This is a genomic window from Streptomyces clavifer, from assembly GCF_036345975.1.
GTDB classification, from domain to species: Bacteria; Actinomycetota; Actinomycetes; order Streptomycetales; family Streptomycetaceae; genus Streptomyces; species Streptomyces clavifer.
This window is the reverse complement of the sequence record NZ_CP107793.1, coordinates 6,468,306-6,494,830: the sequence shown is the minus strand read 5'-3', so window position 1 is coordinate 6,494,830 and position 26,525 is coordinate 6,468,306. Positions and strand designations below refer to the sequence as shown.

Below are 26,525 nucleotides of genomic sequence, written 5' to 3'. Positions count from 1 at the left end.
ATGTCCGCGCCCCGGCTCACCGGCTCACCCTGAAGTGAGGCGGCGAACGCGGGGACTCGGGCTGTCAGAGCACGCATCTAGGGTGCTCGCATGATCAGTTGGATACGGGGAGCCTTCCCCCACCACGAGGTGAACGTCGTCTTCGCCCGAGGCACGTCCGCCGGCACGCTCACCCAGGGCCTGCGCGACCGGCAGCGGGAGCCCCTCGCGTCCGGGGAGGCCGACGGGTGGGCGTGGGCGGTGCACGAGATGCTCAACGGGGAGATCGAGGACTTCGACGACGTCGACTACAACGCCCTGTGCCCGGACGGCACGGAGATCGTCGTGTTCGTGACCCAGCCGTGCAGCCCCAAGGGCTTCCCGCCCGCGTTCGCGTACCACCGCGACGGGCACCTCGTCCTCTGGTTCAGCTTCGAGGACGTCCGCACCCGGGTGGGCGCGAATCCTGACCATCTGTCTCCCGAGCTCCTGGCAGCCGGAATCATCGGCCCCGACACGGAGTGCGGGCTGGCGGACGAGTTCGGTCATGACTGTTTCGACCATTTCTACGACGACCACGAGCGGCTGGTGAAGGTCATCGCCGACTACTTCGCCCTGCCCTCGCCCCCACTGACCGCAGAGGTGGCATCGAAGTGAGCAGGCCGACTCAGAACGCGTTCGTCACGTTCTGCAAGGGCATGACCCTGTCCACCGTGTCCGCCGTCTTCGCCGAGGCGGGGCGCCCCGCGGTGGCCGCGGGTGAGTCGTCGGGCTGGGTCTGGGTGACGCACGACGCCGACCCGGGAGGGGTGTCCGTCCTGGACCTGGCGCGCGACATCACCGGCTTCCGTCACGCGGACCGGGCGAGCGGCCCGGACCGCGTGGAGACGGTGTTCCTCGCGTCCACACCTGCCTGCTCGTGCCCGCACGGGCAGAACTACATGGTCCCGCACTGCCCGGAGCACCCCTTCCAGTTCGCCTACAGCCACGGCGGGTTCGAGCAGACGTACTTCAACTTCGGCGCCCGCCGCGAGTCACGGCGGGCCGGAGGCACCGCCGACCTGCTCGTGCGTGAACTGCTGGACGCCGGAATCGTCGGCCGGGACACGCCGTACGACACCGACCCCGGCTTCAACGCGGACGGCGCCCTCACGGTGCGCATCGTGACCGAGCACTTCCGGCTCCCCTCCGCGGTGCTGGAGCGCGTGCGCTACCCGATCTCGACTACGCGGGCCCACGCGGGCGGCGAGTCCGGGACGTAGTCGGGATCGTCCTCGTCCCAGGAGCCCGACCCGTGCCGGGGGAACAGGCCCACCACCGTCCGGCAGGAGGGCTGCGTGCTCGGCCAGGGCGTCTGTCCGTCGGTCAGCACCACGATCACGTCCGGCCGGGGCTGCGTCCGGAGCGCCTTGGCGAAGCCCGTGCGCAGATCCGTGCCCCCGCCGCCGACCAGCGGGATCCCCTCCGCACGGCACAGCGGATGCACGACCCCGGCCGAGGCGTCGCAGGACAGGACGCTGACCAGGTCCCGCCGACCGCCCACGGCCCGGGAGATGGCTGTCACTTCGAGGAGTGCGCTGCCCAGTTCGGCGTCGCTCACGGAACCGGAGGTGTCGATGACCACCGACACCCGGGGCGGCATGCGCCGGAGGCTGGGCAGGACGATGCCCGGCAGGGAGGCGGAACGCCGGGACGGGCGGCCGTAGGTGTAGTCCTCGCCCGCTCCTCCGCCGGTGGCCGCCGAGCGGACCGCCGCGCCCAGCAGTTCCCGCCACGCCTGGGGCGGGTGGAACGCCTCGTCCGCCCACCGCTGCCAGCCCTCCGGAGCGTTCCCGGGACGCCCGGTGATGCCCTGCGCCACCCGGAAGCGCACCGCGTCGCGCTCCTGCGCACTGAGCCCGTACGCACCGTCAGGTCCCAGGTCCCACCCGCGTTCCAGCCCGTCGGCGCCGCTGCCGCAGTCCAGCCAGGCGAGGTCCTGCGTGTGCGGGCCGAGCCGGAAGCGGCTGAGGTACTCCTCCATGAGCAGTCCTCCGGGCAGCCCCAGGAGGCTCGGGGCGACGGCGTCCTCGGGCCCGACCAGTCCGTCGCCGAACACGTCGTCGTTGATCTCGCAGTCGGCGGCGATGTTCATCCGCAGCCGCTCACCCGCGCCGGTCAGCCCGCGCTCGCGAACGAGCCGGTCGCTGCGCCCGTGGTGGTCGCGCAGCAGGTGGGACACCTCGTGCACCCACACCCCGGCCAGTTCCTCCTCCGAGGTCCGTGCCACGAACGCGGGCGAGACGTAGCACCGCCAGTGCCGGTCGACGGCCATCGTCGGTACCCGCCGCGACTCCACCACGTGCAGGGCGAAGAGCGCCGTCGCCAGGTAGGGGCGGACCCGGGCGGCGTGCAGCCGGGCGGCGAAGAGCTTGTCCAGGTCCAGCGCCCCGGGGTCGCCCGCTGTCATCGGCGCGCCTTCGCGCCGGCCGCGGTGCGGACCGCCGCCCGGTCCGCCGCCCGGTCCGCGCGCCGGGACAGGGACACCGCTCCGGCCAGCCGTTCGATCGATTCCGGAACGTCCCAGTCCTCCCGGCGCAGGGAGGCGAGTGTGGTCGCCGGGACGACGACGAGGTCCGGTGCGCCGGTGTCCAGCGCCCGCACGAGGAGGGCCCAGGCCGCGTCCCAACGGGACTTCTCGGGGCGGTTGCGGACCGCCGCCACCACACCGTCGAGGACGGCCTGGCGCAGGTCCCCGCGCTCGGGGAGGACCGCGCCCGCCGGGTCGGCGAGCAGCGTCTCGGGGTCCGGGAGGTCCAACCGGTCCAGGCTCGCCAGCAGTTCCAGCCCCGGCCCGTCCCCCACCGTGCCCCTGACCAGGAGGGACAGCACCTCCCGGGAGGAGCCGGCGGCGGTCGCGAAGGCGATCAGGCTCAGGGTCATGTCCCAGCTCCGGGGCGAGGCCCAGGGGCCGCCGCGGCGCGTCTCGCCGGTGGGCATCTGGTGCACGAGCTTCGGCCGGGCGGCGAGGAGTCCGCACACGGCGCGGCGGGCGAAGTCCACGGCCTCGGGCAGCTTCCCGGGGTCGAGCTGCGGCAGGGTGGCGCGGGGCCACGTACCGCCGAGGCCACGCACGACGACCTCGTGGTCGTGGGTCCACTTCAGGTGGACGAACCGGTTGGCCAGCGGCGGGCTGAGTTCCCACCCGTCGGCGGCCGAGGACCGCGGGTTGGCTGCGGCCACGATGCGGACCCCGGGCGGTAGTTGCAGGGTGCCGATCCGCCGTTCGAGGACGAGGCGGAGCAGGGCGGCCTGCACGGCGGGCGGCGCGGTGGACAGCTCGTCCAGGAACAGCAGCCCCCGGCCGGCCCGGACGAGGCGTACGGCCCAGTCCGGCGGGGCCATCGGGACACCGTTCTCCGCGGGGTCGTCCCCGATGACGGGCAGCCCCGAGAAGTCGGACGGCTCGTGCACGCTGGCGATGACCGTGGTCAGCGGGAGGTCCAGGGACACGGCGAGCTGGGTGAGGGCCGCGGTCTTGCCGATGCCCGGCTCGCCCCACAGGAGTACGGGCAGGTCGGCGGCCACGGCTAGCGTCAGTGCCTCCAGCTGGGTGTCGGGGCGCGGCTCGGTGGTGGTGTCGCGCAGCAGGGCCGTCAGGCCGTCGGCGACGTCGAGTTGGGAGAGGTGGGGACGGCCGGAGGCGATGGCGGTCGTGGCGGGCCGGGTGCATGTGGACATGGGTGATCACCTTGTGGGTCGTGGCGGGACAAGGAGGTGCCGAGGATGCGGCGGGGACCGGGGCCCCCGTCACGTCAGCGGAAGGTCAGGTGGCGGGGGCGGGCGTGGCGGTCACGGATGAGGGGGTGGTCCGGGCGGTAGCGGACGGGTCCGGGGCCGCTCAGATCCGCCCTGAACAGCCCGTACGCGATCCGCCGCTGCGCGGCCGCCTCCAGCTCGTCCCGCAGGGCGCCGCTGCGCAGCACCGCGCCGGGACCGAGCAGGCCCTCGACGACGGCCAGCGCACCGGCGGTGTCGCCGTGGTCCAGGCGTTCGCGGACCCCGGCGAGGCAGTCCGGATGGCGGTGCGCCTCGTCGATGGCCCGCAGGCAGGGCAGCGGAGTCCCGGTCAGCGCGACGAGGAGTTCCTCCCGGCGGATCTCGTCCGGGCCGTGGTCCAGTGGGACCAGGACTCCGTCGACCAGGCCGATCCGGTGCCGGGCCCCCCGGCACTCAACGAGACGCGGCTGTCCCGTCCCGTGCGGAGTCCGGGGCACTCCGGCGGGTGTGTGATCCGGGACCAGTGCCGCGACGACCAGCGGGTGGAGCCGTCCGGGCTCGATCGAGCCGGTGCGCAGGAGTTCCAGGTCGGGAAGGGCCCAGGTCGCCGCGTCCGGCAGGACCGGTGGCGGCGGGGCGCCGCTTCCGGGAGGCTGCTCCGCGAGGCGCACGGAGGACGGGGCGTCCCCGTCGGCCGCCAGGTCCAGGTGGAGCCGCTGCCGGGACCCGAACCGTACGGTGAAGGAACCGCTCGTCAGCCCTTCGGAGCGCAGCAGCACCCCCGTTTCGGCGGCCCACCGGTCGACGGCACAGTGCCGCCCCGGCGGCACCCCTTCCCGCACCCGCGGGTCCACCTCAGGAGGACCGGCGGGCTGCGGCACGGCCCCTGCGCGGACCCGCAGTTCGCCAGCCCTGCGGGCGTCCCAGAGGTGACGGTGCAGGTCGAGGCGGAACCGGCGGTTGGGGTGGGGGTGCGGATGGCGGCGGGCGCCCGCCTCGGAGTGGGACCCGTCCCACAGTCCGAGGCTGAACCGCTGGCCGGCGTCCGCCCAGGCAGGCGGAGTCCGGACCACGAGGTGCAACGCACGCGCCCCGTCGCGCACCCCGGCGTCGTACCGGGCCAGGGCGATGGTCAGGCCCGGACGCAGCAGACCGTGCGGAGCGATCCTCGGCATGTGCCAGCGCAGCAGGTCGGGTGCGAGATGGCGCAGATCGGCCCGGATCAGGGCCGCGCATTCCTGCCCGTGGACACGCGCCACGGACCGTAGGTCGAGATCGACGTCGACGCCTGCAGCGGCGCACGCCCCTGCCCAGTCGCCGGCTCCGCGGCGGACGGTCGCAGTCTCGATCATGGAGGGCGGCACGGCGAACTCGCGCACGCGCAGCCAGAAGGACGGGTGGGAATCCCTATTCGCGGTCTGAGTGAGCATCAGCACTCACCTTGCGCGGACGGGTCCCCCAATCTGAGAACGGAGTGAGTCATCATCGCGGGCAGCCTAACGGGCGCCTCCCCGAACTGCCAGGCATTTCAGGGCGGTACGTCGCAGGGCGCGACGGCAGCGGTTGCCGGGAGGATGCTGGACGGTCCCGTCCGGCAGGTCTCCGCACCGGACGGTTCACGCAATTGACCGCCTCACGGACGCTTCCGTCGTTCAGAATGTGGGGGACGGAGGGGGATCCTCATGCCACACTCCGACCGGCCGGGCCCGGACGGCGAGACGTCGCGCGACCGCCGCACACGAGACCTCCGCAAGGACCGGAAGCCCGTACGGCACCTGCTCGCAGCCGATGTGGGCGGCGCACACCTCGGACTGGCCCTGACCATTGGCGCGTTGCTCGTGGCCGCCGGCTTCTCCGGTTCCCGCTGGGTACTGCTCGCCACCGGAGCCTGCGCCACCTGGTTCACCCTCGCCCTGGCGGTGGTCCACCTCCGGGGCGCGCGCGGCGGGAACGCGGTCCGACGGGCCTACGTCGCGACGTTCGGCTGGGGCGACTACGTCACGCCTTGAGGACCCGGGGATGGTCACCATTGACGTCGGCCCACAGGATGGACGCCCGTGGGTGCCGCCGCTCCGTACGTTCGCCGGACACGCCTCGATCCGGCACATCGAGCCTGTCCAGGGCTTCTCGTCCGGCCGGCGCCGCCTTCAGGTCACGCACGCCGGACAAGTGACACCCCGCCCCGCCGTAGTCCTCGCACATTGATCCACCACGGTTGGTCACAACTCCGTCACTACCGGAACATCCTGCTCCCCGGGCACATACCGCACCGCTACGGTCATGCCTTCGCGAACCGCTCTTGGGGGACATCTTGAATATCCGCGCTCTCACCACCGCACTCGTCTGTCTGACCGCCGTGGCTTTGGTCGGCTGTGACCCGGCCGCCACGAATCCGAAGCCCGCAGCACCAGCAGCTTCCGAGTCCTCTGCTGCCACCCCTGACGCGACACCGTCCCAGGAGGAGGACAAGCCAGCCGAGTCCAGGGCGGTCCTCGACTTCGTCGGCATGGGCCTGCAGTCCGCTCAGGACAAGGCGCAGGCTGAAGGCTTCTACTTGCTGACCTCACACGACAGCGCCGGCCGGGACCGCCTGCAGGCCCTCGACCGGAACTGGAAGGTGTGCTCCCAGAGCATCAAGGCCGGCACGACGGTGCCGGTCGACACGAAGCTGGACTTCGGTGCGGTGAAGCTCGATGAGACCTGCCCGGCCGGCGATGCCAAGGCGCCCGAAGCGGCAGGCGACACCATGCCGAACCTGGTCGGAAAGTCCGTCAAGGCAGCCCGTGGCGCCTTGGATTCGGGTACTTCGGTCACAACGACGGACGCGGCACAGGACCGCATGGTCCTGCTGGAAAGCAACTGGCAGGTGTGCACCCAGTCACCCGCCCCCGGGACCGCCCTCAACGGGCAGCCCGTCGACTTCACCGCGGTGAAGTACGAGGAGAACTGTCCGTAGGCAAGTGAACAGAACATCCGGCCGAACCGGGCCGGTCAGTGGGCAACGGCCGGACCGGGCGCCCGCCCCGGGGTCAGAAGAAGACCCCGCACCGCAGCAGTACGTTGGCGTACGGGCGTGCCTCTCCCGTCCGCACCACCAGCCGTGCCCCGGCCGACAGCGCCTTGAGCTCGGCGTGCGGGACGTGGGTGAGTGCCGGGAGGCGGGCGGCCAGGAGGCGGGCGGTCTCCGGGTTGCCGTCGCGTATTTCCTCGGCCGCTGTCGCGGCCTCCACCACCAGCTCGTCGAGCAGTCCGTCGAGCACCTCGGCGAAGGCCGGGACGCCGGCCCGGAAGGCCAGGTCGACGACGCGGGGGCCGGGCGGGACGGGCATGCCGACGTCGCAGATCAGGACGCCGTCGCCGTGTCCCAACTCGGCCAGCGCACCAGCGAGATGACGGTTGAGGATGCCAGACTTCTTCACAGCGCGACGACCTCTTCAGCGGTGGGGAAGGACGCCTGGGCGCCCTGTCGGGTGACGGCCGCCGCGCCCACCCGGACGGCGAACGCGGCGGCCTCGGCCAGCTCGTCCCCGAGTCCGAGGCGCCATGCCAGGGCGGCGGTGAACGCGTCGCCCGCGCCCGTCGTGTCGACCGCGTCGACCTTGGGGCTCGGTACGCGCACGGGGGCGCCGTCGCCGCGGCTGTCGGCGACCAGGGCGCCCTCCCCGCCGAGGGTGACCACGACCGAGCGCGGACCGTGGGTGAGGAGGGCGCGGGCCCAGTCCTCCGGGGCGCTGCCCGCCGTCTCCCCCAGGAGGTAGCGGGCCTCGTGCTCGTTGAGCACCAGCGGATCGCAGGCCGTCAGGACGTCCTCGGGCAGGGGCGCGGGCGGCGACGGGTTGAGCACGAGCCGGGTGCCGGGGGCGAGGACGCGGGCCGTCTCCGCCACCGTGTCCAGAGGGATCTCCAGCTGGACGGAGACGACGCGGGCGGCGTCGAACAGGGGTGCCGCCGCCCTGATGTCGGCCGGTGTGAGCCGGCCGTTGGCCCCCGGGGAGACGACGATGCTGTTGTCGCCCGAGGGGTCCACCGTGATCAGGGCGACTCCGGTGGGCGCCCCGCCGACGAGGACCCCGCCGGTGTCGACGCCCGCCGCCCGCTGCGACTCCAGCAGCAGACGGCCGTGGGCGTCGTCACCGACCCGGGCCAGCAGGGCCGTACGGGCGCCGAGGCGTCCGGCGGCGACTGCCTGGTTGGCCCCCTTGCCGCCCGGGTGGACGACGAGGTCGGTGCCGAGCACCGTCTCTCCCGGTGCGGGGCGCCGGTCGACGCCGATGACCAGGTCGGCGTTGGCCGAGCCGACGACCAGGAGGTCGTACCGGGCGGGGGCGGGGTCCTCGTTCTCGTACATGTGTGGTGCTGCCTTCCTTGGGCCTGCGGGTCAGGAGAAGTCGGCGACGTTCTTCTGGGTGACGACCTTGACCGGCACCTTCACCATGCCGTCGATCTTCTCGTCGTCGGCGGCCCTGACCGCGTTCTGTACGGCGATCCTGCCCAGTTCCTTCGGCTGCTGGGCGACGGACGCGTACAGGGTGCCCGCCTCGACCGCCTTCAGGCCGTCCGGCGTGCCGTCGAAGCCGACGACCGAGACCGACGTTCCGGCCTTGCTGCCGAGTGCCTTCGTGGCGCCGAGCGCCATTTCGTCGTTCTCGGCGAAGACACCGGTGATGCCGGGGTTGGACTGCAGCAGGTTGGTCATGACGTCCAGCCCCTTGGTCCGGTCGAAGTCCGCCGGCTGGGTGGCGACGACCTTGATGCCCGGGTAGGCCTTGATGCCTTCGGCGAAGCCGGCGCCGCGCTCACGGCTGGCGGAGGTGCCGGCAGTGCCCTGGAGGACGACGATGCTGCCCTTGCCGCCGAGCTTGTCGGCGAGCGCCTCGGCGGCGAGCTTGCCGCCCGCCACGTTGTCGGAGGCGACGAGCGTCGCGGTCTTCGCCCCGTTGACACCGCGGTCCGCTGCGACCACCGGGATGTCGGCCTTGTTGGCGCTGCTGACCCCGGGCCCGACGGCGTCGGAGTCCACCGGGTTGACGATGATGGAGTTCACCCCGGAACTGGTGAAGTTCTGCAGTTGGTTGGCCTGCTGCGCGGCGTCGTTCTGGGCGTCGGTGACGGTGAGGTCGATCCCTGCCTTCTTCGCCTCGGCCTGCGCGCCTTCCTTCATCTGGACGAAGAAGGGGTTGTTGAGGGTGGAGAGCGACATGCCCACCTTGGTGGTGCCGCCGGAGGAACCGGAGTTGAAGAACGTGACGGCGGCGATGACCGCGGCCACGCAGACCAGCGCGAGACCGGCCTTCATCGCTCCCTTGCGGCCGGATCCGGGAGCTCCCGGTGCGGCGGAGGAACCGGAGGCGGAGGCGGCACCCGATCCGGCCTTGCGGCGCAGGGTGTCCAGCAGCACCGCGAGGGCGATGACGACGCCGATGACGACCTGCTGCCAGAACGCGGACACGGACAGGAGGTTCAGGCCGTTGCGCAGCACGGCGAGGATGAGCGCGCCGATCAGGGTGCCGGACGCCTTGCCGACGCCGCCCGCGAGGCTGGCGCCGCCGATGACGACCGCCGCGATCGCGTCGAGTTCGTATCCCTGTGCCGCCTGCGGCTGGGCGGAGACGAGGCGGGAGGCGAGGACGATGCCCGCGACGGCGGCGAAGAGGCCGGCCAGGGCGTAGATGACCAGCTTCTGCTTCTTGACGCGCAGGCCGGAGAGCCGCGCCGCTTCCTCGTTGCCGCCGATGGCGTACATGGAGCGGCCGATGTAGGTGCGGGTCAGGACGAGCGCGGTGAGCAGACCCATCGCGATCATCACGAGGACCGGGACGGGGAGCCAGCCGCCGAGGTTGTCGCCGAGCACGGAGACGGAGTCGGGGAAGGGGATCGGCTGGCCCTGGGAGATCACCAGGGACAGTCCGCGGGCGACGGAGAGCATGGCCAGCGTCGCGATGAACGAGGGCAGCTTCCCGTACGCGACGAGGGCACCGTTGATGAATCCGCAGGCGAGGCCGGTGGCGAGGCCGAGGACGACGGCCAGCCAGACGGGGACCCCCTCGGACGTCGCCGCCCAGGCGATGACCGTCGCGGAGAGCGCGGCGACCGAGCCGACGGAGAGGTCGATGCCCGCGGACACGATGACGAAGGTGACGCCGAACGCGAGGATTGCGGTGACGGCGGCCTGCACACCCACGTTCAGCAGGTTCTGTGTGGTGAGGAAGTCACCGGAGAGCAGCGACATCGCCACCAGCAGGACGACCAGTGCGCTGAGGGCGCCGTTGTCGAGCAGGAGGCGGCGGACCGTGTTCTTCGCGGTGCCGCCCGCGCCCGTCTTGCTCGGAAGCGTGTCAGTGGCCACGGGGGCCCTCCTCTTCGTTCACTGCGTTCCCCGCGTCCGTCGCGGAGGTGGGGGTGGGGGTGGGTGTGGGTGTGACGGCGGCGCTGACGGCGAGGGCCATCACGGCGTCCTGGGTGGCTTCGTGGGCGGGTAGTTCACCGGCGACGCGCCCCTGGGCCATGACGATCACCCGGTCGCTCATGCCGAGGACCTCGGGCAGGTCGCTGGAGATCATCAGGACCGCGTGGCCGGAGGCCGTCAGCTCGTTGATGAGCTGGTAGATCTCGACCTTGGCGCCGACGTCGATCCCTCGGGTCGGCTCGTCGAGGATCAGCACGCGGGTGTCCGCGAGCAGCCACTTGCCGATGACGACCTTCTGCTGGTTGCCGCCGGAGAGCGTACGGACGTGCTGGCCGAGGCCGGCCATGCGTACGCCCAGCTGTCCGGCGATCCTCGCGGCGGCCGTGCGCTGCCCCTTGAGGTCCACGAGGCCGGAGCGGGTCGCGGAACGCAGGGTGACGAGGCCGAGGTTCTCCTGCACGGACGCGTCCAGGACCAGCCCCTGTCCCTTGCGGTCCTCGGGGACGAGGCCGATGCCGGCGCCCATGGCGGCGGTCACGTCGTGCTTGGCGAGCCGCTCGCCGAGCACGTCGACGGTCCCGGCGTCGTAGGGGTCCGCGCCGAAGACGGCCCGGGCGACCTCGGTGCGGCCCGCGCCGACGAGGCCGGCGAGACCGACGACCTCACCGGCCCGCACCTCGAAGCTGATGTCGTGGAACACCCCGTCGCGGGTGAGTCCGCGCACGGAGAGCAACGCCTCGCCCGTCTCAGGGCGTTCGCGGGGATACTGCTGGTCGATGCTGCGGCCCACCATCAGCTGGACGAGCTCCGCCTCGGGAGTGGACGCGGGCACCTGGTCGATGCTGCGGCCGTCGCGCAGGACGGTGACGCGGTCGCCGAGCGCGGCGATCTCGTCGAGGTGGTGGGTGATGAAGACGATGCCGACGCCGTCCTCGCGCAGCTGCCGCACGATCCGGAAGAGCTTGTCGACCTCCCCGGAGGTGAGGACGGCGGTCGGCTCGTCCATGATCAGGACGCGTGCCTCCAGGCTGAGCGCCTTGGCGATCTCGACCATCTGCAGTCGGGCGATGCCCAGTTCACGCACCTTGACCCGGGGTGAGACGTGCAGGCCGACACGGCGCAGGAGCACCTCGGCGTCGGCTTCCATGCGCCGTCGGTCGATCATGCCGAGGCGGCGCGGCTGGCGTCCGAGGAAGATGTTCTCGGCGACGGTGAGATCGGGTACCAGGTTGAACTCCTGGTAGATCGTGGCGATCCCGAGCTTCTCGGCGTCCTGGGCGCCGTGGATGCGGACCTCCTGCCCGTGGGCGAAGATCCGGCCGCTGTCCGGGCGGTAGGCACCGGAGAGCATCTTGATGAGGGTGCTCTTGCCGGCCCCGTTCTCGCCGAGCAGGACGTGCACTTCACCGCTGCGCAGGTCGAAGTCGACGCTGTCCAGGGCGACCACGCCGGGGAAGGTCTTGCGTACGCCTTCGATGCGCAGCAACTCGACTGACTCGCTCACAAGCCGCTCCTCCGGTCCGAACGGTTCGATGGGGGTCCGCCGGCCGGCTCGCCGCAGGAGCTGCGGACGACCAGACGGGCGGGCAGGGTGACGGACTGCGGGGGGCGGCCCTCGATGACGTCGACCAGCGCGCGCACGGCGGCTCGGCCGAGGTCGCCGGTCGGCTGGGCGATCGCGGTGATCGGCGGTCCGGTGTGGACGAACCACGGGATGTCGTCGAAGGCCGCGATGCCGATGTCCTCGGGGACGCGCAGGCCGTGTGCCCGGATGGCGTCCAGCGCGCCGAGCGCCATCAGGTTGTCGGCGGCGAACACGATCTCGGGCGGTTCGGGGAGCGACAGGAAGTGCTCGGTGACACGCCGTCCGCTGTCCGCCTGGAAGTCGCCCTGGCCGATGTAGGCGTCGGGCAGGGCGAGTCCGTGGGTGCGCATCGCTTCGCGGAAGGCCTCGACCCGCTCGTCGCCCGTGGTGGTGGCGGCGGGGCCCGCGATGATGGCGAGCCTGCGGTGGCCGAGGGCGTGCAGGTGGGCGACCAGGTCCTGGATCGCCCGGTGGCCGTCGGCGCGTACGACGGGTACGTCCACGCCCGGCATCCAGCGGTCCACGAAGACCATCGGGGTGCCGGTGCGCGCCACCTCGTGCAGCAGCGGGGATTCACCGTCGGCGGGTGAGACCAGGAGGCCGTCGATCCTGCGGTCCAGCAGGGTGCGGACGTGGTGGTCCTGCTGCTCGGGCCGCTCGTCGGCGTTGCCGATGATCACGCTGTAGCCGAGTGCGCGGGCCTCCTCCTCGACGGAGCGGGCGAGCGCGGTGAAGTACGGGTTGAGTACGTCGCTGATGACCAGGCCGAGGGTGCGGGTCTGGTCGGTGCGCAGCGAGCGGGCCACGGCGTTGGGCCGGTAGCCGAGGGCGTCGACGGCCGCGAGGACGCGGCTGCGCGCGTCCGGGCTGACGGAGGGATGGCTGTTGAGGACGCGGGAGACCGTGGCGACAGAGACTCCTGCCTGGGCCGCGACATCCTTGATGCTCGCCATTTCCGGACCACCTCCTTGTGGTTTCCGTGAGCCTCGATCCAGCGGACTGCGCCGTGGAATCGATTACACGGATGATTGGAAACGATTACATGGCTGAAAGCAAGGCCCTCCCCATGCTCCGAGACCGGATCGTGACGCGGTGGCCGACGCGGGCGTTCTCCTGCGGGCCACCGGCCGTCGTCATCCGTGGGCGGGGCCACAGTTCGGTGCCACCCGGGGGCGGGGCCACCGCTGGGCACCACCTGACAGGCGGGCCCGCAGCCCGACTGCGGACGGCAGGCGGACCCACGGCAGACCGCACACGGCAGGCGGGTCCGCAGCCCAGCGGCACGTGACACACGGGTCCGCGGCCCGGCGAGACCTGACACACGGGTCCGCGGCACCCGGTCGGGAGGTCACCGCCCGACCGGGTGCCGTCAGAAGGGTCACCGCCTGGTGCCCGGGCATGTCCGCGACCCCCGCCGTTGCTGCCGGTGCGCCGTAGCGAGGGGGTGCGCGCCGGGGCTCGTTCAGGGGTGCATTCCGGGGAGACTCCCCACCGACCCCCGCAAGCGAAGAGACACGTGTCTGAATATCTCTGTCCTGATACCCACCCCGAATATCCGCATCGGCGGCGAACTGCCTTGCGACTCACCGCACCCGGCGCGGACTTCACCCGGGCGCCCGGGAATTCCCGCCACGATTCCCACTTCCCGGTACTGCGCCGGCGTACGAATCACAGACCCTATTTATTCGAACACGGAGTGACCATCAGGACGAATGGGTACGAGGGTGAGCAGCAGGGATGACCTGGCCGTACGGGAATGGACGACGGGACCGGACGGACTCCGCAGCACTCGGCACGAGCGGGCCGGAAAAGCACGTCAATGGACGTACTTCCGCCCCATGGTCTTCAGCACGCCAATTTCTCCCATTCCAGTGTGACTTTCAGACTCTTCACACGAGGTTAACTCGGCGGGCCTTTTCGCCTGTTAGCTTCGATAAGGGCGCAGACGAAGTACGGAAAGGAGGGCGAGGTGCGAGATGCGACGGCCCGGTTCGTGCTCACGATCCTGACCGCCCTGCTGCTGGCTCTGGAATCTCCCGTCCCCGCCACGCTCTTCCCGTCCGCGCACAGCGCCGAGGCGCTCGAGGCGCCGGACCGGCGCGCGGACTCACCTCCCCCCGCTGCCGTCCTCCACCACGCCGTACGGGTCTACGCGCCGTGCAGCGGCACGGTCCACGACGGAGAGGCCAGCGGCCTCCTCCGCAACCGCGACCGCCACCACCGTGCCGCGGCCGGCTCCGCGACCGAGACGCTCGTCCGGTGCATCGTGGCGGACGACGCCGCGGGCCGGCGCCCGTTGTCGGCGCCCGTCGCGCTGAGCGGCGCGCACAGCAGATCGAGACCGTCGGCCCCTCCCACTCCTGCCGCACTTCAGGTGTTCCGCTGCTGAGCCGATCCTCGGCGCGCACCACCGGCCCCGCCCGCACGCTTCGCACCTCCGGGTGCGTCGACGTGGGGCCATGCCGTCGTGCCCGCAACGCCTCCGCTCCCGCTCGTACACCGACGCGCCGCCGACGGCGCGCCAGGAGGAACCACACGCATGCAACCCCTCATCGATCACGCCCGATCCTTCCGCGAGCAGTCGACCGCGCGCCCTGAGGAGTTCGCCCGGCTGGCCCACGGCCAGGCCCCGCAGGTCCTGTTCATCACCTGCTCGGACTCCCGGGTCGTCCCCGCCCTCATCACCGGCGCCCGCCCCGGTGAGCTCTTCGAGCTGCGCACCGCGGGCAACATCGTCCCCCCTTATGCCGGCGCCCGGCCCACGGGCGAGGCCGCCACCATCGAATACGCGGTGGAGGTGCTCGGAGTGACGGACATCGTCGTCTGCGGCCACTCCCACTGCGGCGCCGTCACCGCGCTGGTGCGTGATGACGACCTGACCGCCGTCCCGGCCGTGCGCGACTGGTTCGCCCACGCCGCCGCCCGGCCCGAAGGGGAGGCTCAGGACCCCACCGTCGCCGAGGCCGTCAAGAACCACGTGCTGGCACAGCTGCTGCGCCTGCGCTCCTATCCGTGCGTCGAGGCCCGTCTGACAGCGGGCCTCGTGCACCTGCACGGGTGGTTCTACGAGGTGCACACGGGAGCCGTGCAGGCCCACGACGTGCACTCCGACACGTTCCGGGCGCTGTGAGGGCGGGCCTGGGCGGCAAAGTCGCCCTTCCTCATCTGCGGCAGGACCTCGCCGCCTCGATCGTCGTGTTCCTCGTCGCCCTTCCGCTGTGCGTGGGGGTCGCCGTGGCCTCCGGCGTCCCGGCGGAACTGGGGCTGGTCACGGGCATCGTCGGCGGCCTCCTCACCGGCATGATGCGCGGGAGCAGTCTGCAGGTCTCCGGTCCGGCCGCCGGTCTGACCGTGCTGGTCTTCGAGGCCGTCCAGGCCTTCGGCCTGGCCACGCTCGGAGTGATCGTGCTGACCGCCGGGCTGCTTCAGCTCGCCATGGGCGCCCTGAAGCTGGGGCGCTGGTTCCGGGCGATCTCCGTGTCGGTCGTCGAGGGCATGCTCGCCGGCATCGGGCTCGTACTCATCGCCGGACAGCTCTACACCGCGGCGGGCCTGAAGGCGCCGGTCTCCGGCGCGGGCAAGGTGGCCGGGCTCCCCGGAGCCCTGGCCGGGGCCGTCACCGACAGCGCCGCCCTCGTGTCACTCGCGGTCGGCGCCGCGACGATCGCCGTGGTGGTGCTGTGGAAGCGCACACCGGCCCGAGTGCGTGCCGTGCCGGGCGCGCTCGCCGCCGTCGTGCTGGCCACGCTCGCGACCTCGGTGTTCAGCCTGCCGGTCGCCACGGTCGAGGTGCAGGGCCTGCTCGGTGCCATCCAGTTCCCCGGGCTCGACAGCCTCGGCAGGCTCGCGAGCCTGAGCGTGATCGGGACCGTCCTCGCCTTCACCCTGATCGCCTCCGCAGAGAGCCTGTTCAGCGCGGCCGCGGTCGACCGGCTCCACGACGGACCGCGCACCGAGTACGACAAGGAGCTGATGGCCCAGGGTGCGGGCAACGCCGCGTGCGGGCTGCTCGGGGCACTGCCGATGACCGCGGTCATCGTGCGGAGCTCCGCCAATGTCCGGGCAGGGGCGAGGACGAAGGCCTCCCGGGTCCTGCACGGGGTGTGGTTGCTGCTCTTCGCGGCACTGCTGCCTTCGGTCCTCGGGCTCGTCCCGCTGCCGGCCCTGGCCGGGATCCTCATCCACGCGGGCTGGAAGCTGATCCCGCTGCACACCCTCGCGACGCTGTGGCACCGGCACCGCGGTGAGGCCCTGATCCTGATGGTCACGGCCATCGCGATCGTCACCGTGAACATGTTCGAGGGTGTACTGATCGGGCTGGCCCTGTCGGTGGCCAAGACGGCCTGGGACGCCTCGCACGTCAAGCTGGACGTCGTCGACACGGGCGTGGGTCCCGTCCGCGCCCGGCTGTCCGGCAACGCCACGTTCCTGCAACTGCCGAAAATACTCGACAGCCTGGAGGCCCTGCCCCAGGACCGGCCCATCGAGCTGGACCTCTCCGGGCTGCACCACCGGGACCACGCGTGCCGCACGGCACTGGAGAACTGGGCCTCACGGCACAGCTCCCCCGGCACCGAACCCGTACAGCTGACCGAACCGGCGCCCGCGAGCTCCACCTCCGGCTGACGCCGGGGAGCCCCGACCACGAGCCCCGGCCCGTGGTCGGGGCTCCTCAAGTCCTCGGCCCCCGCCGACCACCCCTGAAACGCAAAAGAACCCCACCGGAGTGGGGTTCCTGCTGGTGTCCGAGGGGGGACTTGAACCCCCACGCCCGATAAAGGGCACTAGCACCTCAAGCTAGCGCGTCTGCCATTCCGCCACCCGGACAAGGTGTCTGCCGTTCACGGGGTGTTCCCCGTGGCGACAAAGAAAACAATACCAGGGGTTTGGGGTGGCTCTCACCTGCGTTTCCGGTGGTCAGTGCGGTGCGGACGCATCCGGGCGGACCATCGCCCCTGCCGGGACCCGCCGCACGCACGTTCCGTGGCGTGCCGTGCGCGCTCCGTGGCCGGAGGCTACCTTCGCGGGCATGAGCGGCAGCGGCGGCACTGACGGCACGAGCGGGACCAGCGGCACGAGTGACCGAGCCCTCCGGCCGCCCCACGCCCTGGCCCCCCTGCGCGAGGGGTTGCGTGACACGTTCTGGTTCGCGCCGACCGTGGGGCTGCTGTGCGCCTTCGTGCTGTGGTGGGCCATCGCCGAGATCGACACGAGGATCGTCGCCCATCTGCAGGCGGAACAGGCGTACGCGGAGCTGGGGGACCTGATCGCGATCGTCGTGGACGCCCGGACGATCGTCACGACGGTCAGCTCGGCGATGATGACGTTCATCGGTGTCGTCTTCAGCATCTCGCTGGTGGCGGTGCAGATGGCGAGCGGGCAACTCACCCCCCGCGTGGTGCGGATCTTCGTACGGAGCCGGATCAGCAAGCTGACGCTGACGGTGTTCCTGGCGACGTTCGCGTTCTCGTTGCTGGTGCTGTCCTCGTACGAGGGCGGGGCCGAGCCGGATCCGCGCCGGGTGACCTCCGTGCCGCTCCTGCAGAGCGTGCTGACGCTCGGCATGGTCGGCCTGAGCCTGCTGCTGTTCATCGCCTACGTCTCCTCCACCCTGCGGCTGATGCAGGTCGGGCCCGTCCTCGACCACATCGCCCGGGAGTCCTTCCGCGCGCTCGGGCAGCAGCCCGGTGAGGAGCCCTCCGGCCGTGCGCCGCTCGCCGCGGAGACGGCGCGGGTCACCCACCGGGGGCGCGCGGGGGTGCTGCGCAGCGTGAACGTGGCGCGGTTGGTGCGCGCCGCGCGCCGGCAGGGGGTCGTGCTGCGGCTGATCCCGCGGATCGGGGACTTCCTGCTGCCGGGGACAGCGGTGCTGGCTGTGCACGGCGGAGGCGTACCCGCGCCGTACGCGCTGAGGTACACCGTCGATGTCGGGGTCGAGCGCGGCCTGCGGCAGGATCCGGCGTTCGGGCTGCGGCAGTTGTCGGACATCGCGCTGCGGGCTTTGTCGTCGTCCGTGAACGATCCGACCACCGCGGTGCAGTGTCTCGACCGGATCGTGCAGTTCCTCTCCGTCGCCGTGCACCTGCCGCTCGGACCGATGCACCACCGGGACCGGCGGGGTGCGCCGCGGCTCGTGCAGGAGGTGCCCGGGTGGACGGATCTGGTGGATCTGGGCTTCGAGGAGATCCGGGGGTGCGCGGTCGGCCACCCCCAGGTGACCCGCCGGTTGCTGGCCGGACTCGACGATCTGCTGCTGCTCGCGGCCGACGAACGGAGGAAGCCACTGATCAGGCACCGTGCGCTCCTGGTGGAGGCGGTAGAGCGCACGGTGCCCGAGGCGGCCGGGCGGGCGTTCGCGCTGCACCCGGACCGTCAGGGGATCAACTGACGCCTCCGGCCGGTTCCTGCACCAGCCGGCCGGCCCGGGGGCGGCAATCCGGCCCGCCCGGTCGCGGTGGGCGGGCAGGCGGACTGACGGCACGGACGTGAACAGCGATACGGGGACCCGGAGGAGGCCCGGGACCCCGTATCGCGCTGCGGACGGACATCAGTCGCCGCAGCGGCCCGACCGCAGCGAGTGCAGGTGCTCGCTGGACTTGCGGGCGAAGGCGAAGGACTCGGCCGGGTTGTCGTGCTCGGTCTGCCAGTGGTGGTAGCTGCGGCCGCGGTGGGTGCGCTCGGTGACGCGGCTCAGGAACGTCTTGTAGTCGATGTCGCCGTCACCGACGTCCGACATGCGGTAGCCGTCACGGGCCGTGTCGTCCCTGATGCCGTCCTTGACGTGGAACAGGGGGTAGCGGTCGGGCTGCTTGAGGACGTAGTCGACGGGGTTGAAGGGGGCGGGGGTGCCGTCGGCCTTCTTCCCGAAGCGGAACTGGGCGGCGAACGCCCAGTAGATGTCCATCTCCAGGTAGACGAGGTCCGGGTCGGTCTCGGCGAGCAGGACGTCGTAGAGGCGCACGCCCGGCTTGTCCGTGGCGAAGGAGAACTCCTCCGCGTGGTTGTGCTGGTAGAACTTCATGCCGCGCTTGCGGGCCGCGGCACCGTAGGTGTTGAAGTCCTCGGCGGCACGCTTCCAGCCGTCCACGGTGGAGCCGTAGCGGAACGGTCCGGAGGCGGTGCCTATGTGCTTGAGGCCGAGGGCCTGGGCCTCGTCCAGCACCTTGGTGAGGTTCTGGGCGAAGGTGTAGGCGCCGGGGTTGTTGTCGTCGTAGTAGCCGACGTGGCTGCCGATGGGGTTCAGGCCGTGGTCCTTGGCCAGCTTCTTGAGCTGGGCCAGGGTGATGGCTCCGGCCGAGCCCTGGGTGTATCCGGCGAACTCGATCTCGTCGTAGCCGTACTTCTCCAGTTCGGCGAAGACGGGGGCGAATCCGAGGGTGGAGACCTTGTCGCGGAGGCTGTAGAGCTGGATGCCGAGGCGGCCGGGGGGCAGGACGGCACGGCCCTTGCCGTGGCCGTGGCCGTGCCCATGCCCGTGGCCCTGGCCCGGATTGCCCGCGGCCTGGGCGGTCGCGGCGCCGATGAGGGTGGCCGCCGTGGCTCCGGCGGCGACGCCCAGGACGTTGCGGCGGCTGAGTCTGCTCGCGAGTTCGGAGTCCTTCGGGGTGCGGCTCATGATCAGGTGCCTCCTGTGTGGGTGTGCGGGCGGGCGGACGGTCAGTGCAGTCCCGCGAGCTGGAGGAGCAGGGACTTCACTTCGGTGGCCTGGACGCGGCCGGTGAACGCGTGGGGGGCGGAGCAGAGGATGAGCGGACCTTCGTCGTCGCTCTCGGGGAGGCGGCCGTGGCTGCCGCGAATGGGTGAGGGGTCCAGGGGGACGACCGCCATGCGGTAGCGCATCCCGAGCTTCTTGCGGGCCACCGCGGAGGCGGCCCGGACCCGGACGTAGGGGTCCTGGGGGTCCATGAAGAGCTCGACGGGGTCGTAGCCGGGCTTGCGGTGGATCTCGACGAGCTGGGCGAAGTCGGGTGCGCGTGTGTCGTCGAGCCAGTAGTAGTACGTGAACCAGGCGTCCTTCTCCGCGACGGCCACCAGCTCCCCGGAGCGGGGGTGGTCCAGGTGGTGGGCCTTCTTGCCCTCGTCGTCGAGGAGCTGCTCGATGCCGGGCAGGTCCGCGAGGGCCTCCCGGGTCGCCTCCAGGTCCTCGGGGCGGCGTACGTAGACGTGGGCGAGCTGGTGGTCGGCGACGGCGAAGGCCCGGGAGGCCATCGGGTCGAGGTACTCCATGCCGTCCTGGGTGTGCACCTCCAGCAGCCCGGCGCGGCGCAGGGCGCGGTTGATGTCGACGGGCCGGTCGACGCGGGTGATGCCGTACTCGGAGAGGGCGACGACGGTGCGGCCCTCGGCGCGGGCGTCGTCCAGGAGCGGTGCCACGGCCCGGTCGAGCTCGGTGGCGGCCCGGTGGGAGCGGGGGTCGTCGGGGCCGTAGCGCTGGAGGTCGTAGTCGAGGTGCGGGAGGTAGCACAGGGCCAGGTCGGGGGTGCGGGTGGCGAGGATGTGCCGGGTCGCGTCGATGATCCACTGCGAGGAGACGAGGTCGGCGCCGGGGCCCCAGAAGTGGAAGAGCGGGAAGGTGCCGAGCTTGTCGGTCAGCTCGTCGTGCAGGGCGGGGGGCCGGGTGTAGCAGTCGGGTTCCTTGCGGCCGTCGGCGTAGTACACGGGGCGGGGGGTGACGGTCCAGTCGGTGTCGGCGCCCATGGCGTACCACCAGCAGATGTTGGCGACGGTGTAGCCGGGGTGGGCGCGGCGGGCGGCGTCCCACAGCTTGTCGCCCTCGACGAGTCCGTTGTGCTGGCGCCACAGGAGCACGTCGCCGAGCTCGCGGAAGTACCAGCCGTTGGCGACGATGCCGTGCTCGGAGGGGGTGGTGCCGGTGAGGAAGGTGGACTGGGCGGCGCAGGTGACGGCGGGCAGGACGGTGGTCAGGGGGGCCTGTGCGCCGGCCCCCGCCATGGCCCGGAGATGGGGCATGTGCTCCAGCAGCTGGGGGGTGAGGCCGACCACGTCGAGGACGAGGAGCGGGGTGGGTGTGCCGGTCGTCATGGGAGCTCCTTCAGCCCGAGGTCCGTCAGGAGGTCCCGGGCGAGGGTGAGTTCGGCGGCGATGCCGTCGGCGAGCTGGGAGCGGGTGCGGGGACGGAGCTCGGCCGGGAGCGCCTGCCAGGTGTACGTCTCGACCTCCAGGTGCCGGGTGCGGGGCTCCGGTCCGCCGACGAGCCGGGTCAGCACGGACCGGAGTACGGGCAGCGTGGAGGTGAGCGGGGGCGCGGGGGGCGCGTGCAGGGGTACGTGGAAGTGGGAGCGCCACGGGGCGCTGTCGGGGAGCGCCCCGCCGTAGACGGCCTCGTCGAGGTCGTCGGTCCCGCGCAGGCCCGCCGCGGTGAGGGTGCGGGTCTGGTGCAGGAAGCGGGGCTCGGCGAAGGCGCCCAGTGCGGCCCGCACTTCCGGCAGGTGGGGGTGCTCCGCGTGCAGCGCTGCGGAGAGCTGGGCCTTGGCGACGGGGACGCCGGCCGTGTGCAGGGCGTCGAGTGCGGTGTCCGGGTCCTCGAAGGAGGTGGCGAGGTGGCAGGTGTCGATGCAGATGCCGATGCGGTCGTGGCCCACTCCGGTGAGGGGTGCGATGGCGTCCGCGGTGGTCTCCACGGTGCATCCCGGTTCGGGTTCGAGGCCGATCCTGATGGACTTCCCGGTCAGTTCGGCGAGGGCGTCGAGCCGCTGGGCGAGGGTGACCAGGGCCTTCCGTGCGGTGGCGGCCGCGGTGGGGTCGCCGGCGTACGGGGTGCGCCAGGCGATCGGCAGGGTGGAGATGCTGCCTTCGGTGACGTCGTCCGGCATCAGGGCCGCGAGGAGCCGGGCCAGATCGGTGGTGTGTGCGAGGCGCTCGGGGTCGGTCCAGTCCGGGGTGTAGACGCGGTACTTGACCTCCTGGGCGCCGAATCCCTCGTACGGGAAACCGTTCAGGGTGACCACTTCGAGGCCGCGGTGCTCCAGCTCGGAGCGCAGGGAGCGCAGCGCGGCGGGGTCGTTGATCAGGGCGCGGGCGGCGTCCCTGGCGAGCCAGAGTCCGATGCCGATGCGGTCCCTGCCGAGGCGTTTGCGTACGGGCTCGCAGTGGTCGCGCAGTTGGGCGCGGACTCCTTCGAGGTTCTCGGCCGGGTGCACGTTGGTGCAGTAGGCGAGGTGGACGGTGGATCCGTCGGGGTGGCGGAAGCGCATCGGGTCACTCCCCGCCGCGGAGGATGGAGTTGCCCTCGTGGAGGGCGTCGGGGGCGGGGGTGTCGAGCTGGAGCCGTCCGCTCTGCCCGTAGAAGGCGACGGGGTTGCGCCAGAGCACCTTGTCGACGTCGTCCTCGTCGAACCCGGCCTCCAGCATGGCGTCGGCGACCTTGCGGGTCTTCAGCGGGTCGCTCCTGCCCCAGTCGGCGGCCGAGTTGACGAGGATCCGGTCGGTGCCGAAGGTGCGGAGGATCGTGACCATGCGGTCCTCGTCCATCTTGGTGTCCGGGTAGATGGAGAAGCCGGCCCAGCAGCCGCTGTCCAGCGCGTCCTTGACGGTCGTCTCGTTGAGGTGGTCGAGCAGGACGTACTCGGGGCGCAGGTCCGACTCGCGGACGACGTCGATGGTGCGGTGCAGGCCGGCGAGCTTGTCGCGGTGCGGGGTGTGGACGAGCGCGGGCAGGCCGTGTTCCACCGCGAGCTGGAGCTGGGCGGCGAGGGCGGTGTCCTCGGCCGGCGTCATGGAGTCGTAGCCGATCTCTCCGACGGCGACGACGGAGTCCTTGACGAGGTAGCGGGGCAGCGCGTCGAGGACGGGCGTGCAGCGGGGGTCGTTCGCCTCCTTGGGGTTGAGGGCGATCGTGCAGTGGTGGGCGATGCCGTACTGGGAGGCGCGGAAGGGCTCCCAGCCGAGGAGCGCGTCGAAGTAGTCGAAGAAGGCGGCGGGCGAGGTACGCGGCTGCCCGAGCCAGAAGGAGGGTTCGACGAGGGCGCGGACGCCCGCGTCGTACATCGCCTGGTAGTCGTCCGTGGTGCGGGAGGTCATGTGGATGTGGGGGTCGAAGATGCGCATCAGGATTCCTCCCTGGACGTGGGGGCGGGGGCCGTCAGGTCGAGGACGGTCCGCAGATCCGCGGGGACCTCGCGGCCGGCCGCGGTGCGCTCGGCCGCGAAGTCACCGAGCATGCGCGCGAGTTCGGCGTCACCCCGGGCACGGCGGCCGAGGTCCGCGACCGCCTCGACGGGAACCTCGGTGAACAGGCACTTGAGCACGGCGTGCCGCCACCCGTGCGCGTCGAGGTGGGCCGCGGCGTACGGTCCGACGGCGGCGGAGACCAGCCGGGTGTCGTTGGTGCGCAGGGCGTCCTCGACGAGCGGGAGAGCGGTCGCGCCGAGGTCCAGCCGGTCCAGGGTGAGCAGGACGGCCCGCCGTTCGGCGGCGGTCCCCTGCTCGTAGAGCCGGGTCACGGCAGGCAGCCCCGCCCTGGCTTCGAGCAGCAGGAGTGCGCGTACCGAGTCGGCGTGCTCCAGCCCGCACTGCCGGCCGGCGGAGGCGAAGCGCAGCTCCCAGGGTGGGCTCCCGGTGTCGGAGTCGGGGTGGCCGGCGGCGTGCGCGGCCTCGGCGAGCGCCTCGTCGAGCCAGGCCCTGGCGGCTCCGCGGAGCCGGTCGTCGAGTTCCTTGCGGCTGGTCAGCACGGTGCGGCTGCTCCCTTCCCCGTCCGTCGGACGGCTTCGTGCAGGAAGTCGATGGACGTGCGGGCCAGTTCCGGGCCCGCGTGGGAGTGGCGGGGCAGTTCGACGACGGTGAGTCCGGTGTATCCGGTGGCGGCGAGGGCTTCGAGCACGGGCGGGAAGTCGATCTCGCCGTCCCCGAACGGCAGGTGCTCGTGCACACCGCGTCGCATGTCCTCGATCTGGACGTGCCGCAGCCAGGGCGCCGCGTCCTTGACGCAGTCGGCGGGCGGGGCGGGTTCCAGGCACTGGCAGTGCCCGATGTCGAGGGTGAGCCCGAGGGGTTCCGGGTCGCCGAGGAGCGTGCGCAGACGGTGGAAGTCGGCGAGCTTGGCGAGGAGGTGGCCGGGTTCGGGCTCGATCGCGAGGGGCACCCCGGCGCGGGCGGCGGCGTCCAGTACGGGGGCGAGAGCGTCGGCCAGCCGCTGCCAGGCCGTGTCCGTGGTGGTGCCGGGCGGGGTGACGCCGCTGAAGCAGTGCACGGCGTGGGCACCCAGCTCGGAGGCGATTCCGACGGCGCGGACGAGCAGTGCGGTGCGGGCCGCGCGGGCGTCGGGGTCCGGGTCGAGGAGCGAGGGACCGTGTTTGCGGCGCGGGTCGAGGACGTAGCGGGCGCCGGTCTCCACGGTGACGCCGAGGCCCAGCCCGTCGAGCCTGCGCGCCACGTGGCGGGTGCGGGCGGCGAGGTCGGGGGCGAGCGGGTCGAGGTGCATGTGGTCGAGGGTCAGCCCGACGCCGTCGTATCCCAGGTCGGCGAGGAGCCCGAGGGCGTCGTCGAGGCGGAGGTCGGTCAGGCCGTTGGTGCCGTAGCCGAGGCGCAGGGTCATGTGGGGCTCACCTTCCGAGCGAGCGAGCGGGCGAGCGGGACGAGCCCCATGACGGCGAGTCCGCCGAGGGACGACCCCGCCCGGGCGGCCAGCGCGGCCTGCAGCGGGATCATGGCGCGGATGCCCCCGCCGACGGCGCGCTGGGTGAGGGGCGGGGACGGGTTGAGGGCCGCGTGGAGGAGGGGCGGCCCCGCGGTGCGGAGGTAGGCGCCGGCGAAGGCGGTGAGGAGCAGCCGGTCGGGTGTGCCGCGGTCGCGGCGGGCCGCCCCCGGTCGCTCGTGCGCGACGGCGGCGCCGAGCGCCGTCGTCGCGGCGAGAGCGGCGAGCGGTGCCGCGGTCGAACCGCCCTGCGCCTCGTGGCGGGAGACGGAGGTGACGGCGTAGGTGTGCGCGCCGAGCAGCAGCGCTGCGGGGAGCGCGGCGCGGGGGGAAGCGGAACCGGAAGTGGAGGCCGGGTTTCCGCTGTCGGGTGCCCGGAGGGCGGATCCCGCGGGCTGCCGGATGGAGGGCGTGCCGTCGCGCCCGCGCGCGTACCCCTGCCCGGCGGTCGCCGTCGCGCCGAGCAGCAGGTCCAGGGTGCGGGCCGCCGCCATGGCCGCCGGTCCCGCCTTCGTGTGCTTCAGGTGCAGGTCGTACGCCCAGACCGTGGCCGCGAGGGACGATGCCACCGCCAGCGCGGGTCGTCCGGCGCGGGCGGCCAGGGCCAGGCCGGCCGCGGTGAGGGCGCCCGCCGCGGCCAGTGCCTCGCCCGGTGCGATCCGCCCGGAGGGGATCGGGCGGTGGGGGCGGTCGACGGCGTCCTCTTCGCGGTCCGCCCAGTCGTTGAGTGCCATCCCCGCCTCGTACAGGCACAGGGAGGCGCCGACCGCGAGGGCGGTGCCGCGGTCGGGGCGGCGGCCGATCGCGGCGGCCCCGGCCAGTGCGTCTCCGGGGACGGTGAACAGCGCCGACACCCGCAGCAGCTCCGCCCAGGCGCGGAGCGTGTGCCGGGTGCGGGGCCTGTCCGGTGCGGGCGCAGTCCCGCCCGCACCGGACAGGCGGCTGGGGGGCGCGGCGGCACGGGCACCGAGCAGCGCCGGTGCCCCCGCGACGGCGGCGAGCAGCCGCGGCGGCCTCACCGGGCGGCCCGGAGCTGTCCGGCGAAGGCCAGCAGCTCGGCGTACTGCTCGGACAGTGCGGCCGGGCCTCCGTCCGGGTCCTTGAAGTAGAAGCCGAGCTCGGGGCGCGGGCCCGTGAGGCCGGCTTCGTGGGCCCGCGCCAGCAGCCGCGCCAGGTCCAGGACCAGCGGGGCGGCCAGTGCCGAGTCGCAGCCCTGCCAGATCGTCTGGAGGATCATGCGGGAACCGAGGAAACCGTCGAAGGCGATGTGGTCCCACGCGGTCTTCCAGTCCCCCATGGCCGGGACGTCGTCGATGTGGACCTCTCCCTCCGGAGCGGCCCCGAGGGTGTCGGCGAGTACGCGTTCCTTGCCCGCGTTCTTGGCCGCGGCCGCGGCCGGGTCGGCCAGCGCCGCTCCGTCCCCCCCGCCCAGCAGGTTCGTGCCCGACCACGCCCGTACCGGCAGGGCGCGCTGGACGAACATGGGGGCGAGCACGGAGCGGAGCAGCGTCTGGCCCGTCTTGCCGTCGCGTCCGGCGTGGGGAAGTCCGCAGGTGTCGACGGCGTCCTGGAGCCGCGGGCTGCGCAGGCCCGTGGAGGGGGTGAAGTTGGCGTACGGGCAGCCGGCCCGGAGGGCGGCGGCCGCGTAGAGGGAGCTGGCCGGCAGCCGGGTGTCGTCCTCGGCGGGGGCGGGCTCGGTCGAGGCGACGTTGATGACGACGGTACGGGCGAGGTCGTGGCGCCGGGCGAAGTCGGTGAGGTCGGCGGCGAACGCGGCGACGAGCTCCTCGTCGGTGCGGGTGTCGCCGGGGTGGGGGCCGCCCGGGCGTATCTCGGTGTCGGCGGCGGTGAGTTCGGCCCGGACGGCCGAGGGCAGCCCGTGCGGGAGCACTCCGCCGGCCGCCAGGGCCTCGGCACGCTTGGGCAGTGGGCAGTCGAGGGTGTCGTGGCCGCCGAAGACGAGGGAGGTCAGGGGCGGTAGCCCGCTGTCGGCGAAGGGCGGTGTCTCGGTGACCATGCCGGTCGCCGGGTGGAGGCCCGCCGCGATGGCGGCGCACCCCGCGGTGGCGGTGGTGGCGACGGAGCCGCGTGCTCCGATGAACCAGACTCCGGTACGAACGGCATGTGCGGTCACGGGCTGCCTC

24 protein-coding genes and 1 tRNA gene are annotated in these 26,525 nt (G+C 72.4%); 8 read left to right on the top strand and 17 right to left on the bottom strand.

Features of this window, described 5'->3' with window-relative positions:
* Window positions 1-90: 90 nt before the first annotated feature.
* Both OG927_RS28200 and OG927_RS28195 read left to right on the top strand, forming a co-directional pair.
* On the top strand, window positions 91-636 hold the full coding sequence (locus OG927_RS28200; RefSeq protein ID WP_056792293.1) for a hypothetical protein: 546 nt from the start codon (window positions 91-93) through the stop codon (window positions 634-636).
* Entirely contained in the window at window positions 633-1,241 is a 609-nt protein-coding gene (locus tag OG927_RS28195) for a hypothetical protein (protein WP_241191683.1), read from the top strand. Before OG927_RS28200 ends, OG927_RS28195 begins: the two co-directional genes overlap by 4 nt.
* Here OG927_RS28195 and OG927_RS28190 read toward each other — a convergent pair.
* The 3 genes from OG927_RS28190 to OG927_RS28180 form a co-directional block, all read right to left on the bottom strand.
* On the bottom strand, window positions 1,190-2,428 hold the full coding sequence (locus OG927_RS28190) for a vWA domain-containing protein (RefSeq protein WP_330320990.1): 1,239 nt from the start codon (window positions 2,426-2,428) through the stop codon (window positions 1,190-1,192). The genes OG927_RS28195 and OG927_RS28190 overlap by 52 nt on opposite strands.
* Window positions 2,425-3,699, bottom strand: a complete 1,275-nt coding sequence (locus tag OG927_RS28185; RefSeq protein ID WP_330320989.1) for an AAA family ATPase — start codon at window positions 3,697-3,699, stop codon at window positions 2,425-2,427. The genes OG927_RS28190 and OG927_RS28185 overlap by 4 nt, the downstream gene beginning before the upstream one ends.
* A gap of 74 nt (window positions 3,700-3,773) precedes the next feature.
* Entirely contained in the window at window positions 3,774-5,168 is a 1,395-nt protein-coding gene (locus OG927_RS28180; RefSeq protein WP_330320988.1) for a hypothetical protein, read from the bottom strand.
* A gap of 252 nt (window positions 5,169-5,420) precedes the next feature.
* Between OG927_RS28180 and OG927_RS28175 the strand changes: the two genes are divergently transcribed.
* Together OG927_RS28175 and OG927_RS28170 are read left to right on the top strand one after the other, a co-directional pair.
* Window positions 5,421-5,747, top strand: a complete 327-nt coding sequence (locus tag OG927_RS28175; RefSeq protein ID WP_330320987.1) for a hypothetical protein — start codon at window positions 5,421-5,423, stop codon at window positions 5,745-5,747.
* A 302-nt stretch (window positions 5,748-6,049) separates the two neighbouring features.
* Complete coding sequence (locus OG927_RS28170) at window positions 6,050-6,694, top strand: PASTA domain-containing protein (protein ID WP_274922814.1); 645 nt, start codon at window positions 6,050-6,052, stop codon at window positions 6,692-6,694.
* 73 nt (window positions 6,695-6,767) lie between these two features.
* Here the strand turns inward: OG927_RS28170 and rbsD are convergent, their stop codons facing one another.
* The 5 genes from rbsD to OG927_RS28145 are packed head-to-tail and all read right to left on the bottom strand — an operon-like array spanning window position 6,768 to window position 12,682.
* Window positions 6,768-7,157, bottom strand: coding sequence for a D-ribose pyranase (gene rbsD, locus OG927_RS28165; RefSeq protein ID WP_056792289.1), 390 nt, complete (start codon window positions 7,155-7,157; stop codon window positions 6,768-6,770).
* On the bottom strand, window positions 7,154-8,086 hold the full coding sequence (locus OG927_RS28160) for a ribokinase (RefSeq protein WP_124280595.1): 933 nt from the start codon (window positions 8,084-8,086) through the stop codon (window positions 7,154-7,156). The genes rbsD and OG927_RS28160 overlap by 4 nt, the downstream gene beginning before the upstream one ends.
* Before the next feature lie 30 nt (window positions 8,087-8,116).
* Entirely contained in the window at window positions 8,117-10,084 is a 1,968-nt protein-coding gene (locus OG927_RS28155; RefSeq protein ID WP_330320986.1) for an ABC transporter permease/substrate-binding protein, read from the bottom strand.
* Window positions 10,074-11,648, bottom strand: a complete 1,575-nt coding sequence (locus tag OG927_RS28150; protein WP_056792286.1) for a sugar ABC transporter ATP-binding protein — start codon at window positions 11,646-11,648, stop codon at window positions 10,074-10,076. The genes OG927_RS28155 and OG927_RS28150 overlap by 11 nt, the downstream gene beginning before the upstream one ends.
* Window positions 11,645-12,682 carry a LacI family DNA-binding transcriptional regulator gene (locus OG927_RS28145; RefSeq protein WP_330320985.1) on the bottom strand — a complete coding sequence of 346 codons (1,038 nt, stop codon included), beginning with the start codon at window positions 12,680-12,682 and terminating at the stop codon, window positions 11,645-11,647. Before OG927_RS28145 ends, OG927_RS28150 begins: the two co-directional genes overlap by 4 nt.
* A 1,016-nt stretch (window positions 12,683-13,698) precedes the next feature.
* Here OG927_RS28145 and OG927_RS28140 point away from each other — a divergent pair.
* The 3 genes from OG927_RS28140 to OG927_RS28130 all read left to right on the top strand — a co-directional run bounded on the left by OG927_RS28140 (window position 13,699) and on the right by OG927_RS28130 (window position 16,355).
* Window positions 13,699-14,118 carry a hypothetical protein gene (locus OG927_RS28140; RefSeq protein WP_056792284.1) on the top strand — a complete coding sequence of 140 codons (420 nt, stop codon included), beginning with the start codon at window positions 13,699-13,701 and terminating at the stop codon, window positions 14,116-14,118.
* A 150-nt stretch (window positions 14,119-14,268) separates the two neighbouring features.
* Window positions 14,269-14,859, top strand: a complete 591-nt coding sequence (locus OG927_RS28135; RefSeq protein WP_056792283.1) for a carbonic anhydrase — start codon at window positions 14,269-14,271, stop codon at window positions 14,857-14,859.
* Window positions 14,856-16,355, top strand: coding sequence for a SulP family inorganic anion transporter (locus OG927_RS28130; protein ID WP_330320984.1), 1,500 nt, complete (start codon window positions 14,856-14,858; stop codon window positions 16,353-16,355). The genes OG927_RS28135 and OG927_RS28130 overlap by 4 nt, the downstream gene beginning before the upstream one ends.
* Before the next feature lie 113 nt (window positions 16,356-16,468).
* Here the strand turns inward: OG927_RS28130 and OG927_RS28125 are convergent.
* A tRNA-Leu gene (locus OG927_RS28125) sits at window positions 16,469-16,556 on the bottom strand.
* Window positions 16,557-16,758: 202 nt separating this feature from the next.
* On the opposite strand from OG927_RS28125, the gene OG927_RS28120 reads away from it, so the two are divergent.
* Window positions 16,759-18,117 carry a DUF2254 domain-containing protein gene (locus tag OG927_RS28120; RefSeq protein ID WP_330320983.1) on the top strand — a complete coding sequence of 453 codons (1,359 nt, stop codon included), beginning with the start codon at window positions 16,759-16,761 and terminating at the stop codon, window positions 18,115-18,117.
* A gap of 159 nt (window positions 18,118-18,276) precedes the next feature.
* On the opposite strand, the gene OG927_RS28115 is transcribed toward OG927_RS28120, so the two are convergent.
* From OG927_RS28115 to OG927_RS28080, 8 genes are read right to left on the bottom strand one after another with little or no spacing between them, the layout of a single operon-like run.
* On the bottom strand, window positions 18,277-19,344 hold the full coding sequence (locus tag OG927_RS28115) for a sugar phosphate isomerase/epimerase family protein (protein WP_124280599.1): 1,068 nt from the start codon (window positions 19,342-19,344) through the stop codon (window positions 18,277-18,279).
* A gap of 41 nt (window positions 19,345-19,385) precedes the next feature.
* Window positions 19,386-20,771: a nucleotide pyrophosphatase/phosphodiesterase family protein gene (locus tag OG927_RS28110; RefSeq protein ID WP_209469341.1), complete on the bottom strand. Its 1,386-nt coding sequence runs from the start codon at window positions 20,769-20,771 to the stop codon at window positions 19,386-19,388.
* Complete coding sequence (eboE, locus tag OG927_RS28105; protein ID WP_056792279.1) at window positions 20,768-21,943, bottom strand: metabolite traffic protein EboE; 1,176 nt, start codon at window positions 21,941-21,943, stop codon at window positions 20,768-20,770. The genes OG927_RS28110 and eboE overlap by 4 nt, the downstream gene beginning before the upstream one ends.
* A 4-nt stretch (window positions 21,944-21,947) precedes the next feature.
* Window positions 21,948-22,796: a TatD family hydrolase gene (locus OG927_RS28100; protein WP_330320982.1), complete on the bottom strand. Its 849-nt coding sequence runs from the start codon at window positions 22,794-22,796 to the stop codon at window positions 21,948-21,950.
* Entirely contained in the window at window positions 22,796-23,419 is a 624-nt protein-coding gene (locus OG927_RS28095) for an EboA domain-containing protein (RefSeq protein ID WP_209469344.1), read from the bottom strand. The genes OG927_RS28100 and OG927_RS28095 overlap by 1 nt, the downstream gene beginning before the upstream one ends.
* Entirely contained in the window at window positions 23,413-24,282 is an 870-nt protein-coding gene (locus OG927_RS28090) for a sugar phosphate isomerase/epimerase family protein (RefSeq protein WP_330320981.1), read from the bottom strand. Before OG927_RS28090 ends, OG927_RS28095 begins: the two co-directional genes overlap by 7 nt.
* The gene (locus OG927_RS28085; RefSeq protein ID WP_330320980.1) at window positions 24,279-25,400 is read right to left on the bottom strand and encodes an SCO3242 family prenyltransferase; all 1,122 of its coding nucleotides are present in this window, start codon (window positions 25,398-25,400) and stop codon (window positions 24,279-24,281) included. The genes OG927_RS28090 and OG927_RS28085 overlap by 4 nt, the downstream gene beginning before the upstream one ends.
* Window positions 25,397-26,515, bottom strand: coding sequence for an inositol-3-phosphate synthase (locus OG927_RS28080; protein ID WP_209469347.1), 1,119 nt, complete (start codon window positions 26,513-26,515; stop codon window positions 25,397-25,399). The genes OG927_RS28085 and OG927_RS28080 overlap by 4 nt, the downstream gene beginning before the upstream one ends.
* Between the last annotated feature and the right edge of the window lie 10 nt (window positions 26,516-26,525).

Bases quoted from the DNA above. Each gene is read 5' to 3' on its own strand.
- OG927_RS28200 (WP_056792293.1), top strand. From the start codon at position 91: ATGATCAGTTGGATACGGGGAGCCTTCCCCCACCACGAGGTGAACGTC.
- OG927_RS28190 (WP_330320990.1), bottom strand. From the start codon at position 2,428: ATGACAGCGGGCGACCCCGGGGCGCTGGACCTGGACAAGCTCTTCGCC.
- OG927_RS28185 (WP_330320989.1), bottom strand. From the start codon at position 3,699: ATGTCCACATGCACCCGGCCCGCCACGACCGCCATCGCCTCCGGCCGT.
- OG927_RS28180 (WP_330320988.1), bottom strand. From the start codon at position 5,168: ATGCTCACTCAGACCGCGAATAGGGATTCCCACCCGTCCTTCTGGCTG.
- OG927_RS28175 (WP_330320987.1), top strand. From the start codon at position 5,421: ATGCCACACTCCGACCGGCCGGGCCCGGACGGCGAGACGTCGCGCGAC.
- OG927_RS28160 (WP_124280595.1), bottom strand. From the start codon at position 8,086: ATGTACGAGAACGAGGACCCCGCCCCCGCCCGGTACGACCTCCTGGTC.
- OG927_RS28145 (WP_330320985.1), bottom strand. From the start codon at position 12,682: ATGGCGAGCATCAAGGATGTCGCGGCCCAGGCAGGAGTCTCTGTCGCC.
- OG927_RS28135 (WP_056792283.1), top strand. From the start codon at position 14,269: ATGCAACCCCTCATCGATCACGCCCGATCCTTCCGCGAGCAGTCGACC.
- OG927_RS28120 (WP_330320983.1), top strand. From the start codon at position 16,759: ATGAGCGGCAGCGGCGGCACTGACGGCACGAGCGGGACCAGCGGCACG.
- OG927_RS28115 (WP_124280599.1), bottom strand. From the start codon at position 19,344: ATGAGCCGCACCCCGAAGGACTCCGAACTCGCGAGCAGACTCAGCCGC.
- OG927_RS28110 (WP_209469341.1), bottom strand. From the start codon at position 20,771: ATGACGACCGGCACACCCACCCCGCTCCTCGTCCTCGACGTGGTCGGC.
- eboE (WP_056792279.1), bottom strand. From the start codon at position 21,943: ATGCGCTTCCGCCACCCCGACGGATCCACCGTCCACCTCGCCTACTGC.
- OG927_RS28100 (WP_330320982.1), bottom strand. From the start codon at position 22,796: ATGCGCATCTTCGACCCCCACATCCACATGACCTCCCGCACCACGGAC.
- OG927_RS28090 (WP_330320981.1), bottom strand. From the start codon at position 24,282: ATGACCCTGCGCCTCGGCTACGGCACCAACGGCCTGACCGACCTCCGC.